Below are 13,603 nucleotides of genomic sequence, written 5' to 3'. Positions count from 1 at the left end.
TCACGCCGCGGCGAGCTGCGCCAGGCTGGCCCGCAGTTCGGCGATGCCGAGCCCCAGCTCCGAGCTGGTGACGTGGATGTCGGGGAAGGCCGCCGGGTGCTTCTTCAGCCCCGCCTCGGTGGCGCGGCGGACGGCGTCGAGATGGCTCGCCTTGACCTTGTCGCTCTTGGTCAGCACGACGACGTAGGGCACGGCGGTCTTGTCGAGCATCTCCATGATCTCCTCGTCGTTGGGCTTCAGCCCGTGGCGCGAATCGACCAGCACCAGGGCGCGGCGCAGCGTGACGCGGCCGCGCAGGAAGCGGCGGACCATGTCGTTCCAGGCCTCGACCTTCTCCTTCGATTCCTTGGCGTAGCCGTAGCCCGGCATGTCGACCAGCTTCAGCCGGTTGCCCAGGTTGAAGAAGTTGAGCTGCTGCGTGCGGCCCGGCGTGTTGGAGGTGCGGGCCAGCGTCTTGCGCCCGGTCAGCGCGTTGACGAGGCTCGACTTGCCGACGTTGGAGCGGCCGGCGAAGGCGACCTCCGGCAAATCGGCCTCGGGAAGCTGGTTCAGCGCGTCGGCGCCCCAGACGAAGTCGCACTCCTTGGCGAACAGCAGCCGCCCGGCCTCCAACGCGGCCTCGTCGAAGCCGGACACGATGCTGGGCTTGGGCGGCGCGGTCATGGTCGGAAACCCTCGATGATGGGAACATTGAAAAAGCACGACGCCGGCCGACGCCCGTCAAGGGAAACGTCGGCCGGCGCTCGTGTCATCCGGAGAGGATGGCCCAGGAGAACGGGGCGGTCAGGCCTTCACACCCATGCGCCGCATGATCGTCCATTGCTGGGCGACCGACAGCAGGTTGTTCCAGGCCCAGTAGATCACCAGGCCGGCCGGGAAGCCGGCGAGCATGAAGGTGAAGATGATGGGCAGGAACTGGAAGACCTTCTGCTGCACCGGGTCCGGCGGGGCCGGGTTCATCTTCTGTTGGAGCCACATCGTCACGCCCATGATCAGCGGCCAGGCGCCAAGATGCAGCATGGCGGGCGGATCCCAGGGGATCAGGCCGAACAGGTTGAAGATGGTCGTCGGGTCGGGCGAGGACAGGTCGTGGATCCAGCCGAAGAAGGGCGCGTGCCGCATCTCGATGGTCACGAACAGCACCTTGTAGAGCGCGAAGAACACCGGAATCTGGATCAGGATCGGCAGGCAGCCCGACACCGGCGAGACCTTCTCGCGCTTGTACATGGCCATCAGTTCCTGGTTCATCCGGGCCTGATCGTCGCCGAACTTCTCGCGCAGCTCCTGCATCTTCGGCTGGAGCGCCTTCATCTTGCTCATCGCCTGGTAGGACTTGTTGGCGAGTGGGAAGAAGACGGCCTTGACGCAGACGGTCAGCATCAGGATGGCCAGACCGAAGTTGCCGATCACCCGCGCGAAGAAGTCCAGCGCGTAGAAGAACGGCTTGGTCAGGAAGTAGAACCAGCCGAAATCGATCGCGAGGTCGAAGTTCTTGATGCCCAGCGAATCGGCGTAGCCGTCCAGCAGCTTCACCTGCTTGGCGCCGGCGAACAGCCGCGCGGTCTGCTCGACCGTGGCGCCCGGCGCCACCTCGACCGGAGCCCCCATGGTGTCGGTCTGGTAGCGGTCGACGTTGCCCGTCGTGGTGTGGACGTAGCGGGCGGTGACCTTCTCCTTCTGGTCGGGGACCAGCGAGACCAGCCAATACTTGTCGGTGATGCCGATCCAGCCGCCGGTGGTCTCCTTGGCGATGGTGCCGGCCTTCCGCACGCTGTCGTAGGATTCCTCGGACAGCTTGCCGTCGAAGACGCCGAGCGGGCCCTCATGCAGGATGTAGTAGCCCGAGGTGTGCGGCGTGCCGCTGCGCGAGACGAGGCTGTAGGGCAGCAGGCGCACCGGCGCGCCGCCGGTGTTGCGCACCGTCTGCGTCACCGTGAACATGAAGTCGTTGTCGATCGCGACCTTGCGCTCGAACACCAGCCCCTGGCCGTTGTCCCAGGTCAGAACCAGCGGCTTGGCCGGGGTCAGGGTGGCGGCGTCGGCGGTCCAGACGGTCTTGTCGTTGGGCGTGGCGACCGAACGGTCCTCCGGCACCCAGCCGAACTCGGCGTAGTAGGCCTGCGGCGTGCCGGCCGGGGCGAGCAGCACGATCTCCGGGCTCTTGGGGTCCGGGGTTTCGCGGTAGGTCGCCAGCGTCAGGTCGTCGATGCGGCCGCCGACGAGGTTGACCGAGCCGTGCAGCGACGGGGTGTCGATCTTCACCCGCGACCCCGCCGCGACCTGCTCGGCCACCAGCGTGGCGCGATCCTTGGCGACCTCGACGGCCGTGCCGGGGACTTGAGCGCCGGGCACGCCGGGCGCCGGCGCGTTGACCGTCTGCTCCGTCTGGGCGGCCTGCTGGGCGGCGATCTGCCTCTGCTGTTCCACCCGCGGCTTCTCGTAGAAATACTGGAAGCCGAGCAGGATGGCGATCGACAGGGCAATCGCGATGATGAGGTTGCGTTGGTCGGTCATGGCGTCCCGGTTGCCGTGGGGCCTTCGAAAAACATCAGGCGGCGTTTGCGCGGACTAGTTACGGGTTTTCGCGGCGCGCGGCAACAGTCGGCTGCCCGCAGCAGGCCCCGTGACGGTGATCGTTGTGACGGTGTTCGCGACGCGCCGGGTCGGGAACCGGGTCATAGCCCGATCCGCCCCAGGGGTGGCAGCGCGCGATCCGGCGCAGGGTCAGCCAGCCGCCGCGGATGGCGCCGTGCGTCTCAATCGCTTCGATGGAATAGCGGGAGCAGGTCGGCTGGAAGCGGCAATGCATGCCGATGAAGGGCGACAGCGTCCAGCGGTAGAGATAGACCAGCGCGCGCAGCGCGTGGGCGAGCGGGCTCATGCGGGGCATCCGAATCCCCCCTTTCCTAGCCCTCGCCCGTGCCGGCGGAAGCGTCGGCTGCCAGGGCGGCGGGAGGGGAGGACGGCGCGTCGCGCCACAGGCCGAGCCGCTTCAGCCCGGCGGTCAGGTCGCCGAGAAGGTCGAGCCACGGCCGTTCGGCCGTACCGCCGCGTGCCACCAGGACGAAATCATGTCCGGGGAGCGCGTGAATGGGAAGGATCTGGCGGGCCGCCTCGCGCAAACGGCGGCGGGCGCGATTGCGCACCACCGCGTTGCCGACCTTGCGGCTCGCCGTCAGCCCGAGACGAACCGTCACCCCGCCATCGGCGGGGCGCTGCCGGTCGTCGTGCCGACGCACCTGGAGGATCAGGCCGGGCGCCACATGCTTGCGCCGTGTCCCGGCCACGGCCAGAAACTCCGGCCGCCGCATCAGGCGCCCGACCGCGCGGTCCGGCGCCATGTCCGGACTCAGGCGCTCAGGACCTTGCGGCCGCGGGCGCGGCGGCGGGCGATGACCTTGCGGCCGCCGACGGTGGCCATGCGGGCGCGGAAGCCGTGGCGATGCTTACGCACGATGTTGCTGGGCTGGAACGTGCGCTTCATGGCGCCTACTCCTCAGAAGATTGGTTGATTTCGGGACAACAGCGCCCGGCCGGAGCCGGGCACTGAACTCATGAACCTGCGGACGGAACGCAGCCTTACTCGGCGGCGGCCTTCTTGACGATGCCGTGGCCGGTCGTGCGCTCGGTGATGCGGGCCGACTTGCCGCGACGGTCGCGCAGGTAGTACAGCTTGGCGCGGCGGACGGCGCCCTTGCGGACCAGCTCGATCGAGTCGATGCGCGGCGAGTAGAGCGGGAACACGCGCTCCACGCCTTCGCCGTAGCTGATCTTGCGGACGGTGAAGGACGAATTCACACCGGCGTTCTTGCGGGCGATCACGACGCCCTCATAGGCCTGGACGCGCTCGCGCGTGCCTTCGACGACCTTCACGTTCACGCGGACGGTGTCGCCCGACGAGAAAGCGGGAATCGTCTTGCCGCCGAGGGCCTTCTCGATCTGCTCCTGCTCGAGCTGCTGCAACAGGTTCATAGCACTATCCCTCTTTCATTCGGCGCGCCTCGCGGCGGACCGTCACTCCGGTTTCGGATCGCGCCGGCGAACCTGCCGTCGACCCTTGTTCATCATCGCGTTCCTGGCTTGGCGTTCCGCCGCGTAGGGGGACCACAGGTCGGGCCGTCGGGCCTCCGTGATCCTCTCCGCCTCGGCGAGCCGCCAGGCCCGTACCTTTTCATGGTGCCCGGAAAGCAGAACCTCCGGCACCGCGCGCTCCACCCCCTGCCCGTCGGTCCAGACCGCCGGGCGGGTGTAGTGGGGGTATTCCAGCAGCCCCCGCTCGAAACTCTCCTCCCCCGCCGTCTCCGTGTTGCCCATGACGCCGGGGAGCAAGCGCACCACCGCGTCGATCAAACACAGAGCGGCGGGTTCGCCGCCGGACAGCACGAAATCCCCGAGGCTGACCTCCTCGAGGCCGTGCGCGTCCAGGACCCGCTCGTCCACCCCCTCGTACCGGCCGCAGAGCAGCGTCACCACCGGGGTGGCGGCCAACTCCTTGACCAGCGCCTGGTCCAGCACCCGGCCGCGCGGCGACAAGTAGATCGCCCTGCCGCGTCCCGGCGCCCCCACAGGCCCGGCCGTCGCCGTCAAGGCCGCGTCCAGCACGTCGGGCCGCATGACCATGCCGGCCCCTCCGCCGAAGGGGGTGTCGTCGACGGAGCGGTGTTTATCGCGCGCGAACGAGCGAATGTCCACCGATTCCAGCGCCCAGACTCCATTTTCCAGCGCCTTGCCGGCCAGACTCTGGCCGAGCGGACCCGGAAACATCTCCGGGAACAGCGTCAGAACCTTGGCGGTCCAGACCAGCGGGCCGTCGGCGCCGTGATTCACGGCTCCTTCTCCCCGCCTTCCCCTTCCGCATCGTCATCCTGACCCTCGCGGGCCTCGATCACGGCGGGCAGGTCGACGACGATTCGGCCGCCGCGCACGTCCACCACCGGCACGCAGGCCTTGGAGAAGGGCAGCATCTCCAGGGCACCGGACGCGACCCGGATCTCCAGGACGTCGCCGCCCCCGAAATCATAGATCGCCTTCACCGTGCCGTAGAGGCCGCCGTCGGCGAGTTCCGCCCGCAGACCGATCAGGTCGGCGTGGTAGAACTCGTCCTCGTCCTCCGTCTCCGGCAGGGCGGCGCGGTCCACGTAGAGCCGCACCCCGGCCAGAGCCTGGGCCTGTTCACGGGTGGCGACGCCCTCGACCTTGGCCAGGAACAGATCCTTGGCCTTGCCCTGGAGCGCCAGCCGGAAAGTCCGGCCGCCCGTCTCGTCGGACAGCGCGCCGTAGGCCACCACGTCGGCGGGGTCCTGGGTGAAGCTGCGCAGCTTCACCAGCCCCCGCACGCCGTGCGATCCCGCGAACTGGCCGACGCAGAGCTTGCTGGTCATCGTGGGAGCGCCCGACACCGAACCTCAGCCCCGATCTCAGCCTTCGGCCGCGGCGCGGGCGGCGGCTTCGGCCTTCAGACGCTCCTGGGCCTTGGCCTTCGGGGCGGACTTCTTCGGGGTCTCGCTGACGGCGCGCTTCTCGATCAGGCCGGCGTTGGCGAAGAACAGGGCGACGCGGTCCGTCGGCTGGCCGCCGACCGACAGCCAATGCTTGGCGCGCTCGGCGTCCAGCACGATGCGCTGCTCGTGCTCGCGCGGCAGCATCGGGTTGTAGGTGCCGATCTTCTCGATGAAGCGGCCGTCGCGCGGGCTGCGGGCGTCGGCGACGACGATCGCGTAGAACGGACGCTTCTTGGCGCCACCGCGGGCCAGACGAATCTTGAGAGCCATGGGTCGAAACACTTTCCTGTTGGAACGTTGAAAAACAACCGCGCGAAACGCGCGCCTTCCCTTCGCGGGGGCCTACATCGGCCCCCGGAAATTCTTCGGCAGAAGCCCTTGCAGCCCTTGGCGCATCAGGCCCTTCTTGCCCAGCTTCTGGACCTGCTTCATCATCCCGCGCATGGTCTCGAACTGCTTGAGCAGCTTGTTGACCTCCTGCACGGAAGTGCCGGAGCCGGCGGCGATGCGCTTGCGGCGCGACGCCTTGATGATGTCGGGGTTCTTCCGCTCCGCCTTGGTCATCGAGGAGATGATCGCCTCCTGGCGCTTGATCATCCCGTCGTCGATGTTGGCGTCCTTCATCTGGTTCTTGATCTTGCCGATGCCGGGCAGCATCCCCATCAGGCCGGACATGCCGCCCATCTTGCGGAGCTGCTTGAGCTGCATCGCCATGTCGTCGAGGTCGAAGCCCTGGCCCTTCTCCATCTTGCGGGCGAGCTTCTCGGCCTCGTCCTTGTCGATGGTCTCGACGGCCTTCTCGACCAGCGACACGACGTCGCCCATGCCGAGGATGCGGCCGGCGATGCGGTCGGGATGGAAGGGCTCCAGCGCGTCGATCTTCTCACCGACGCCCAGCAGCTTGATCGGCTTGCCGGTGATCTGCCGCATCGACAGGGCGGCGCCGCCGCGCGCGTCGCCGTCGATGCGCGTCAGCATGATGCCGGTGATGCCGACCTTGTCGTTGAAGTTGGTGGCGACGGTGACGGCGTCCTGGCCGGTCATCGCGTCGGCGACCAGCAGCGTCTCCGCCGGCTTCGTCGCGTCGCGGACCGCCGCGACCTCGGCCATCAGCTCCTCGTCGATCGACAGCCGGCCGGCGGTGTCGAGCATGACGACGTCGTAGCCTTCCAGGCGACCCGTCTCCAGGGCGCGCTTGGCGATGGCGATGGGGTCCTGGCCGGGGACGATGGCCAAGGTGGCGACGCCGACCTGCTCGCCCAGCACCTTCAGCTGTTCCTGCGCGGCCGGACGGCGGACGTCCAGCGAGGCCATCAGGACCTTCTTGCGGTCCCTGGTCTTCAGGCGCAGCGCGATCTTGGCGGTGCTGGTGGTCTTGCCCGAGCCCTGGAGGCCGACCATCAGGATCGGCACCGGGGCGGCGGCGTTCAGGTTGATGTCGACGCCCTCGCCCAGCATCTCCACGAGGTTGTCGTGGACGATCTTGATGACCTGCTGGCCGGGGGAGACGGAGCGCAGGACCTCCTGCCCGACGGCGCGTTCCTTGACCTGGGTCACGAACTGCTTGACGACCGGCAGGGCGACGTCGGCTTCGAGCAGGGCCACGCGCACTTCGCGCAGCGCGGCGGAGACATCCTCCTCGCTCAGCGCGCCGCGGCGGCGCAGCTTGTCGAAGATGTCGCCCAGACGTCCGGTCAGGCCTTCGAACATGGGGTTGCGGTTCCTATCGGTCTCGGGTCCGTCGTCCGCACAAGCACAAAAGCGCCAGTGCGCGACAACTCGCGGACTGGCGGAGATACCCGGCGTCGGGCCGGGGTACCCGGTCTATCGGCTTGGCGGAAGACAGGTCGGCGGACCATAGAGAAGCCGAAAGGCCGAGTCAACACCTCCAAGATCGGGCTTGCCGAACACCCGTTATCGGTGGAAAAATTTTGTCACATCTTTTCGACCCTTAACGATTCTTTTGGCTCTTGACCGCACAGTGGGCACCCACACTGAGAAGGTTTTCCGGCGATGTCGTCCGCCCAGGGCTTCGGTTCCAACACGCCGCGCACCAAGCTGACGCAGAGCCAGCTCAACGCGATCCTGTTGCGGCACCAGGCCTTCCGCAAGAGCCAGCCCGGCGGCGTGCGCGCCAACCTGAAGATGCGCGACCTGTCGCACCTCGACTTGTCGGGCATCGACCTGTCCGACGCCGACCTGTCCGGCGCCAAGCTGTTCAGCGCCCGGCTGACCGCCGCCAACCTGTCCAACGCCAACCTCTACGCCGCCGACCTGCGGCTCGCCAACCTGGAGAAGGCCGACCTGCGGCGCGCCGACCTGCGCGGCGCCTGCCTGCGCGGCGCCGTGCTGAGCGAGGCGACGCTGGTCGAGGTCGATCTGCGCGACGGCACGCTCCTGCATTACAGCGGCGGCGAGATGATCGCCCACCAGTACGACGATTCGGTGCTGACATCCGAGCTGACGGCGGCGACCATCCGCGGCGCCGACCTGTCGCGGGCCAAGATCGCCAACGCCTTCGTCATGCAGACCGACCTGACCGACGCCATCCTGCGCGGCACCAAGTTCATGCGGGCCAACCTGACCGGCTCCAACATGACCGGCTGCGACCTGACCGACGCCGACCTGACCGAGGCCAACCTGTCGGGCGCCAAGCTGTCGGGCGCGGTGATGACCGGCTGCGCCATCAACCGCACCAACTTCACCGGCGCCACCCTGATCGGCGCGATCCTCGACGCCGCGCAGCTGCGCTCGCCCAACCTCCAGGCGGCGGTGCTGGCCAAGGCGCTGGAGAATCCCGATGACGACCTGCGCGAGATCCTGACCGAGCATCTGTCCTGGATCGACAGCGGCGGCAAGGCCGGCAAGCGCGCCGACCTGTCGGCGCTCGACCTGTCTGGACGCAAGCTGGACGGCATCAACCTGTCCGCCGCCATCCTGCAATGCATCGCGCTGCGCGGCGCCAACCTGAGCGGCGTGGCGATGGCGATCGCCGACCTGTCGCTGGCCGACCTGCGCAAGGTCGACTTCACCGGCGCCGACCTGCGCGGCGCCAACCTGGAGCGGGCGACCCTGACCGGCGCCAACCTGACCGGGGCGCAACTCGGCCCGGTCCACATCCAGACGATGAGCGGCCATGTCTGGCGCGCCAACCTCCAGCGCGCCCGGCTCGGCATGGCGATCCTCCAGAACGCCGACCTGCGCAAGGCGAACCTGGCCGGCGCCAATCTGGCCGGCGCCGACCTGCGCGGCGCCAACCTCAGCGAGGCCGACCTGACCGGGGCCGACCTGACCGGGGCGGTGCTGGACGGCGCCACGCTGGACAAGGCCAACACCATCGACGCCATCGGCTTCGCGGCGGCCATCTGAACTCCGCCCGGGGGATCACCGGGCCGGCTCGCGCTCCATCCAGGCGCCGGAGCCATAAACGGTGCGGACGTGCCGGACCAGCAGGTTCCGGGCATCGATCAGCTGCGCCATCCGCTCGCGGCAGGCGACGACGCCGGTGTCCGGGTGGTAGACCGGCGCCAGTTCGCGGAAGCGGCGGCGCACCTGCTCCTCGTCGAAGCACCATTCGTTGACGAAGCCAAACATCTGCACCGCGTCGCGCAACTCGGTGACGCGCCCATCGAGCGGCTGGAAGGACAGCCGCTTCAGCGCGTGGGCCAGAGTCTTGTTGCGGTAGCCCAGCGTCTCGACCGCCGCCTCCAGCCGCCCGACGTCGGCGGCGGGAACGATGCGGAAGGCCGGGTCGGCGAGCGCCACCGCGGCGGCCAACGCCCGGCGGACGGCGGAATCGGTGGCGGTGACGACCGGGCGCAGAGGCAGGGTCACACGGCCGTCCACGTCGCACTCCCCCGGATCGCAGGCGCCGTCCGGCACCAGCAGCAGCGCCGCCAGGGCGAGGGCCGAGGGATCGGTCCGCTTCGCGGCGGCCAGCGCGCGCACCGCCCCGGCGAGGCGGGCGCCGCAGGGAAGGCCGCGGCCGGACGGCAACACCGTGTCCGGCTCATCCGGGGCGTCGCAGGAAAGGCCATCCGGAACGGTCATCGTCGACACCAGCGGCTTGGGTGGGCGCCGGGAGTCTACGCGGGGGCCGGATTCTCCGCAACCGCGCTGTACGGCGCCGTCGGCGTAACGCGGCTGGGTTGCAGCGCGGCATCGAGGGGATTGCGTCCGTCGCCAGATGCGCGCCCACCGGCATCCCCGCCCCACCCCGGCCCTCCCCGTCAGGCGGAGGAACCGACGCAGGAGCTTTGTCGGCGTTCGGCGGCGGCGACTCTACCGCCTCATCACCCCCGGCTTGGCCGGCGGCAGCTTGTCGAGCAGGTCGTTGATGTAGGCCGTCTCGTCCTTGCCCGACATGACGGCCAGCCCCTTCAGCATCTGGCCGCCGAAAGCGAAGACGCCGGCGAGGTCGATGCGCCAGGCGCCGCCCTCGCGGACGAAGTCGGCGGGCACCATGGCCGGCCGGTTGTCGACCATCAGCAGACCGGACGCGTGGTCGCCCTTGACCCGCACCGAACCCAGCGAGCTGCGCGCGATGATGTTGGGGCCGAGCCAGCCCTGCTTCAGCGCGTGGTCGGCGATGTCGCCGACCGACATCCGCCGCAGCTCCGCCGGCCCGAGATAGCGGCGCAGCCCCATGGCGGCGAAGCGTTCCGCCGGCTCCAGACGCTCGACCGCCGCGTCGCCCGGCGCGCGCGCGGCCGTGCGCACCGACTCCAGCGCCCGCACCGAGGCGCGGGAGAGCAGCGGCACCACGGCGGCGCCGCGCCGCTGGGAGAGCGCCGCCTGCGCCGCCTCGAAGGCGGCGGCGACCTCGCGCTCCTCCACGGTGGCGCGCGGCGGGGCGGCGGCGAAGGCCGACGCGGTCATCAGGACGATGAAGAAGGCGAGGAACAGCGAACGCATGACGGGAACCCGCGGGGGATGACAGGCTGGAGGGAACGGCCTTACGCCTTCTCCGTGACCCCGAAGAATTCGAGCTGCCAGCGCATCTCGTCGTCGGTCATCGGGTACTGCGTGCCGTCCCGAGCATTAAGCGCTGTTTTTGGCGGAATCTGGGCGAGCCTGAGTTGCACCTGCCGGGCGAAGCGCATGGTCAGTCCGGCGCGCCACACCAGCGCCGTCACCGCGCGCGCGGCGTGGGTGCCGACGATGCGGTCGACGATGGGAACGGGAATCTGCGACAGCTCCGCCAGACCGGCGAGGACGAAGGCACGGTCGCCCTCCAGAAGAGCGCCCTCCACCACCTTCTCGGTGAGCTTGCCTTCCTTGTTCAGGCGCTTGGCGCGGTCCTCCGGCTTCTCGGCCGTCTTCTCCGGCCCGGCCGACGCGCCGCCATGCGCATCGGCGGCGAAGTCGTTGCGCCCCAGCCCGTTCCCGGCCGCCGCCTTGCCGACACGCTGGCGCACCGCCTCCGCCAGATCGCGCGCCGCCGCCGGGTCGAGGTCGTCGCGGCTCTGGAGGACCTTCAGCAGATTGTCGGCGACGAAGCTGGCCAGCCGCGCCACCGCGCGGGCCGGCAGGCGCGGGCGCCGCACCAGCGGGGCGTGCCAGGGTTCATGCTGGGGCGCCTGGTCGAGGATGCGGTCGAGCGTGTCCTCGCGCACCTGCGCCGACGGGTTGCCGAGCAGCGCCGTCACCGCCGCCTCGTCGTTGGACCGCGCGATGGCGTCGGCGACCGGGGCCGAGACGTTGCGCCGGCTGGCGATGGCGGTCATCGCCCCGCTGACCGGCCCCTTGAGGATGAGGTCGGCCAGATCCTCGTCGGTGAGGATCGGCGAATGCTGGAGGATCGGGGCGCAGACCGACAGCTCGACGTCGCGGGCCAGCGTGTTGATCAGGCCCTGCGGGGCGTTGGGCAAATCCTTCAGCGCCTCGGCCAGGATGCCGCGCACCTCCGACGCCTGGTCGCGCGCCAGCGTCTCCAGGCACTCCACCGTCAGCTTCTCGATCTGCGCCGCCTGGTTGGCGGTCAGCTCCGGCAGCAGGCGGGCGATCTTCTTCGCCACCGCGCGGCGCACCATGACCTCGCGGTCCTTGGCGAGCATCAGGTCGGCCTGGCGCGGCGTGCCGGCGTTGGTGGCGATGGCGCGGCGCACCTCGGCCGCGGCGTCGGCGGCGAGGAAGTACAGCAGCTCCGGCCGGGTCTTCGGGTGCTCGGCGACCTTGCGGCGCACCGCCGGATCGTCGCTCTGCACCATGCGCTTGGCGGATTCGTAATCGGCCGGGTCGAGCTGCTGGTCGGTGCGCGTGCTCACGGCGCGGTCTCCACCAGGGTAATCGGCTGGGTGGCGGTCGGCTGGGTGGCCGGCTGATGGGCGGGGGCCAGCGCGTAATGCCCCTTGCCGCTCTTCTTGGCGGCGTACATGGCGGCGTCGCTGCGGTCGGTCAGCTCGCGCACCGTCTCGCCGCGCCCCGGCACATGGACGGCGATGCCGATCGACAGGCCGAGCGGCTTCTCCGGACTGGCCGACAGGTGGACGAGCCCGGCCATCCCCTTCAGCAGCCGTTCGGCGACCCGGCGCGCCTGCGCCTCGTCGGCGCGGCCGAGCCACAGGACGAACTCGTCGCCGCCCAGGCGCCCCGGCAGGTCGCCCGGCCGCACCCCGGAGGACAGCAGCGTGCCGATCGCCTTCAGCACGGTGTCGCCCTGCTGGTGGCCGTGCAGGTCGTTGACCGCCTTGAAATTGTCGAGATCGACGTAGAGCAGCGCCGACGGGCCGCTGTCGGTGCGCTCCAGCGCCTCCTCCAGCCGCTCGAAGAAGGTGCGGCGGTTGAACAGGCCGGTCAGCCCGTCGCGTTCCGACAGGCGGCGCAGCCGCTCCTGGTAGGCGAGATGGGCGTGGGCGATGCCGATGTGGTCGGCGACGCCGGACAGCAGGTGGCGGTCCTCCTCGTCCCACGGCTCGGAATCGTCGGCGCGCCAGACCAGGACGGTGCCGTTCAGCGCCTGCCGGTGCTCGGTGCGCGCGCCGACCAGCAGCAGCTCGCCGATCTGGTCCATGACGACCCCGTCGGCCGCGGCGATGCGGTCGAGCATGGGGGCCAGCTGCGCCCCGCCCGCGCATTCGCTGTCGGGCAGAGCCGCCCCGAACTCGGCGACCAGCACCAGCCCGCCCTCCTCGCCGGCGCGGTAGATGCGGCAGCCGTCGGCGCTGAGCGCGCGGGCGGTCTCGGCGGCGGCGACGGTCAGCGCCTCCGCCGCGTCGAGCCGGTCGCGCAGCGTGTGGACGATGTGGGCGAGCAGCCGCTCCCGGTTGCGCACCCGCGCCAGCTCGGCCGAGCGCAGCACCTGGTCGGTGACGTCGCGGCAGACGCCGCGGGCGCCCAGCCACTCGCCCTGCGCCCCGAACAGCGGCAGGGCCGACGCGACGACGCAGGCCGGCGTGCCGTCGGCGCTCTTCAGCCACAGCTCGCTCTGGTCGACCGGGCGGTGCGTGTCGAAGGGCAGCGGCAAATCGCCCCACTCCTCCAACGCGAGCCGGCGCGGGTCGAGTCCGATCAGCGAATCCGTGTCGTAGCCGAGCGCCCCCTTGTGGGTGACGAAGACGAAGGTGCCGTCCGGGCCGGTTTCCCAGGCGAAGTCGGAGGACACCTCGACCAGATCCTTGTAGCGCCGCCGCGACTCGGTCAGCGTGTGGCGGAGCTGCCGTTCCAGCGTGTCGTCGCGGCCAAGCAGCAAAAAGCCGCCGTCGGCCAGCGGCACGCCGGCCCATTCGACGATCATGATGCCGCGCGCCGACTCGATGGGGACCGACCGCAGGCCCGGCGCCACGCTGGAGGCCGACAGCCAGGACTGGAGGTCGGAAAACCAGCGCGGGTCGTTCTCCAGCATCTCCTCCGCCTCGGCGTTGGCCTCGGCGATCGACAGGCCGTCGGCCAGCCGCAGGGCCGGTCCCGGATAGGCGGCGACCAGGGCGGCCGGCCCGGCGGGATCGGCGCCGGCGGGATCGGTGAAGGGAAGCGACGCTGCGGCCAAGGGATGGTCCACGGAGATCTCTGAAAAACGTGTCAGGCGAAAAATGGATCGCAGTCTATACTTACGGATGCGGCCCAGGCGCCGGCCGGATCCATGCTACCGCCTCGGCGGTTAA

15 protein-coding genes are annotated in these 13,603 nt (G+C 69.9%); 1 reads left to right on the top strand and 14 read right to left on the bottom strand.

Annotated features, from left to right (window positions below; genetic code table 11):
• The 10 genes from yihA to ffh form a co-directional block, all read right to left on the bottom strand.
• Entirely contained in the window at positions 1-663 is a 663-nt protein-coding gene (gene yihA, locus JN22_RS22265) for a ribosome biogenesis GTP-binding protein YihA/YsxC (RefSeq protein ID WP_085555996.1), read from the bottom strand.
• 120 nt (positions 664-783) lie between these two features.
• Positions 784-2,514: a membrane protein insertase YidC gene (gene yidC / locus JN22_RS22260; RefSeq protein WP_085555995.1), complete on the bottom strand. Its 1,731-nt coding sequence runs from the start codon at positions 2,512-2,514 to the stop codon at positions 784-786.
• Between the two features lie 58 nt (positions 2,515-2,572).
• Positions 2,573-2,881, bottom strand: coding sequence for a membrane protein insertion efficiency factor YidD (gene yidD / locus JN22_RS22255; RefSeq protein WP_085557292.1), 309 nt, complete (start codon positions 2,879-2,881; stop codon positions 2,573-2,575).
• Between the two features lie 25 nt (positions 2,882-2,906).
• Complete coding sequence (gene rnpA, locus JN22_RS22250) at positions 2,907-3,341, bottom strand: ribonuclease P protein component (protein WP_085555994.1); 435 nt, start codon at positions 3,339-3,341, stop codon at positions 2,907-2,909.
• A gap of 8 nt (positions 3,342-3,349) precedes the next feature.
• Complete coding sequence (gene rpmH, locus JN22_RS22245) at positions 3,350-3,484, bottom strand: 50S ribosomal protein L34 (RefSeq protein WP_085555993.1); 135 nt, start codon at positions 3,482-3,484, stop codon at positions 3,350-3,352.
• 95 nt (positions 3,485-3,579) lie between these two features.
• Entirely contained in the window at positions 3,580-3,972 is a 393-nt protein-coding gene (rplS, locus tag JN22_RS22240; RefSeq protein WP_085555992.1) for a 50S ribosomal protein L19, read from the bottom strand.
• 42 nt (positions 3,973-4,014) lie between these two features.
• Entirely contained in the window at positions 4,015-4,764 is a 750-nt protein-coding gene (trmD, locus tag JN22_RS22235; protein ID WP_247877529.1) for a tRNA (guanosine(37)-N1)-methyltransferase TrmD, read from the bottom strand.
• 59 nt (positions 4,765-4,823) lie between these two features.
• On the bottom strand, positions 4,824-5,381 hold the full coding sequence (gene rimM, locus JN22_RS22230) for a ribosome maturation factor RimM (protein WP_085555990.1): 558 nt from the start codon (positions 5,379-5,381) through the stop codon (positions 4,824-4,826).
• Between the two features lie 36 nt (positions 5,382-5,417).
• A complete protein-coding gene (gene rpsP, locus JN22_RS22225; protein ID WP_085555989.1) occupies positions 5,418-5,771 on the bottom strand; it encodes a 30S ribosomal protein S16 in 354 nt (117 codons plus the stop codon).
• Positions 5,772-5,843: 72 nt separating this feature from the next.
• Complete coding sequence (ffh, locus tag JN22_RS22220) at positions 5,844-7,211, bottom strand: signal recognition particle protein (protein ID WP_085555988.1); 1,368 nt, start codon at positions 7,209-7,211, stop codon at positions 5,844-5,846.
• A 303-nt stretch (positions 7,212-7,514) separates the two neighbouring features.
• On the opposite strand from ffh, the gene JN22_RS22215 reads away from it, so the two are divergent.
• Positions 7,515-8,870 carry a pentapeptide repeat-containing protein gene (locus JN22_RS22215; protein ID WP_085555987.1) on the top strand — a complete coding sequence of 452 codons (1,356 nt, stop codon included), beginning with the start codon at positions 7,515-7,517 and terminating at the stop codon, positions 8,868-8,870.
• A 15-nt stretch (positions 8,871-8,885) separates the two neighbouring features.
• Here JN22_RS22215 and JN22_RS22210 read toward each other — a convergent pair whose 3' ends face one another.
• The 4 genes from JN22_RS22210 to JN22_RS22195 form a co-directional block, all read right to left on the bottom strand.
• Positions 8,886-9,551 (bottom strand): J domain-containing protein, encoded by a 666-nt coding sequence (locus JN22_RS22210; RefSeq protein WP_085555986.1) that lies wholly within the window; start codon positions 9,549-9,551, stop codon positions 8,886-8,888.
• A gap of 231 nt (positions 9,552-9,782) precedes the next feature.
• Entirely contained in the window at positions 9,783-10,415 is a 633-nt protein-coding gene (locus JN22_RS22205; RefSeq protein WP_085555985.1) for a hypothetical protein, read from the bottom strand.
• A gap of 41 nt (positions 10,416-10,456) precedes the next feature.
• Positions 10,457-11,767 (bottom strand): DUF2336 domain-containing protein, encoded by a 1,311-nt coding sequence (locus tag JN22_RS22200; RefSeq protein WP_223677841.1) that lies wholly within the window; start codon positions 11,765-11,767, stop codon positions 10,457-10,459.
• Positions 11,764-13,500, bottom strand: a complete 1,737-nt coding sequence (locus tag JN22_RS22195) for a sensor domain-containing diguanylate cyclase (RefSeq protein ID WP_085555984.1) — start codon at positions 13,498-13,500, stop codon at positions 11,764-11,766. The genes JN22_RS22200 and JN22_RS22195 overlap by 4 nt, the downstream gene beginning before the upstream one ends.
• Between the last annotated feature and the right edge of the window lie 103 nt (positions 13,501-13,603).

Source organism: Azospirillum agricola (assembly GCF_020005195.1).
GTDB classification, from domain to species: domain Bacteria; phylum Pseudomonadota; class Alphaproteobacteria; order Azospirillales; family Azospirillaceae; genus Azospirillum; species Azospirillum agricola.
Note: the sequence above shows the minus strand (reverse complement) of the source record. Positions and strands in the feature narration are given on the sequence as shown.

Bases quoted from the DNA above. Each gene is read 5' to 3' on its own strand.
- yihA (WP_085555996.1), bottom strand. From the start codon at position 663: ATGACCGCGCCGCCCAAGCCCAGCATCGTGTCCGGCTTCGACGAGGCC.
- yidC (WP_085555995.1), bottom strand. From the start codon at position 2,514: ATGACCGACCAACGCAACCTCATCATCGCGATTGCCCTGTCGATCGCC.
- yidD (WP_085557292.1), bottom strand. From the start codon at position 2,881: ATGAGCCCGCTCGCCCACGCGCTGCGCGCGCTGGTCTATCTCTACCGC.
- rnpA (WP_085555994.1), bottom strand. From the start codon at position 3,341: ATGGCGCCGGACCGCGCGGTCGGGCGCCTGATGCGGCGGCCGGAGTTT.
- rpmH (WP_085555993.1), bottom strand. From the start codon at position 3,484: ATGAAGCGCACGTTCCAGCCCAGCAACATCGTGCGTAAGCATCGCCAC.
- rplS (WP_085555992.1), bottom strand. From the start codon at position 3,972: ATGAACCTGTTGCAGCAGCTCGAGCAGGAGCAGATCGAGAAGGCCCTC.
- trmD (WP_247877529.1), bottom strand. From the start codon at position 4,764: ATGTTTCCGGGTCCGCTCGGCCAGAGTCTGGCCGGCAAGGCGCTGGAA.
- rimM (WP_085555990.1), bottom strand. From the start codon at position 5,381: ATGACCAGCAAGCTCTGCGTCGGCCAGTTCGCGGGATCGCACGGCGTG.
- rpsP (WP_085555989.1), bottom strand. From the start codon at position 5,771: ATGGCTCTCAAGATTCGTCTGGCCCGCGGTGGCGCCAAGAAGCGTCCG.
- ffh (WP_085555988.1), bottom strand. From the start codon at position 7,211: ATGTTCGAAGGCCTGACCGGACGTCTGGGCGACATCTTCGACAAGCTG.
- JN22_RS22215 (WP_085555987.1), top strand. From the start codon at position 7,515: ATGTCGTCCGCCCAGGGCTTCGGTTCCAACACGCCGCGCACCAAGCTG.
- JN22_RS22210 (WP_085555986.1), bottom strand. From the start codon at position 9,551: ATGACCGTTCCGGATGGCCTTTCCTGCGACGCCCCGGATGAGCCGGAC.
- JN22_RS22205 (WP_085555985.1), bottom strand. From the start codon at position 10,415: ATGCGTTCGCTGTTCCTCGCCTTCTTCATCGTCCTGATGACCGCGTCG.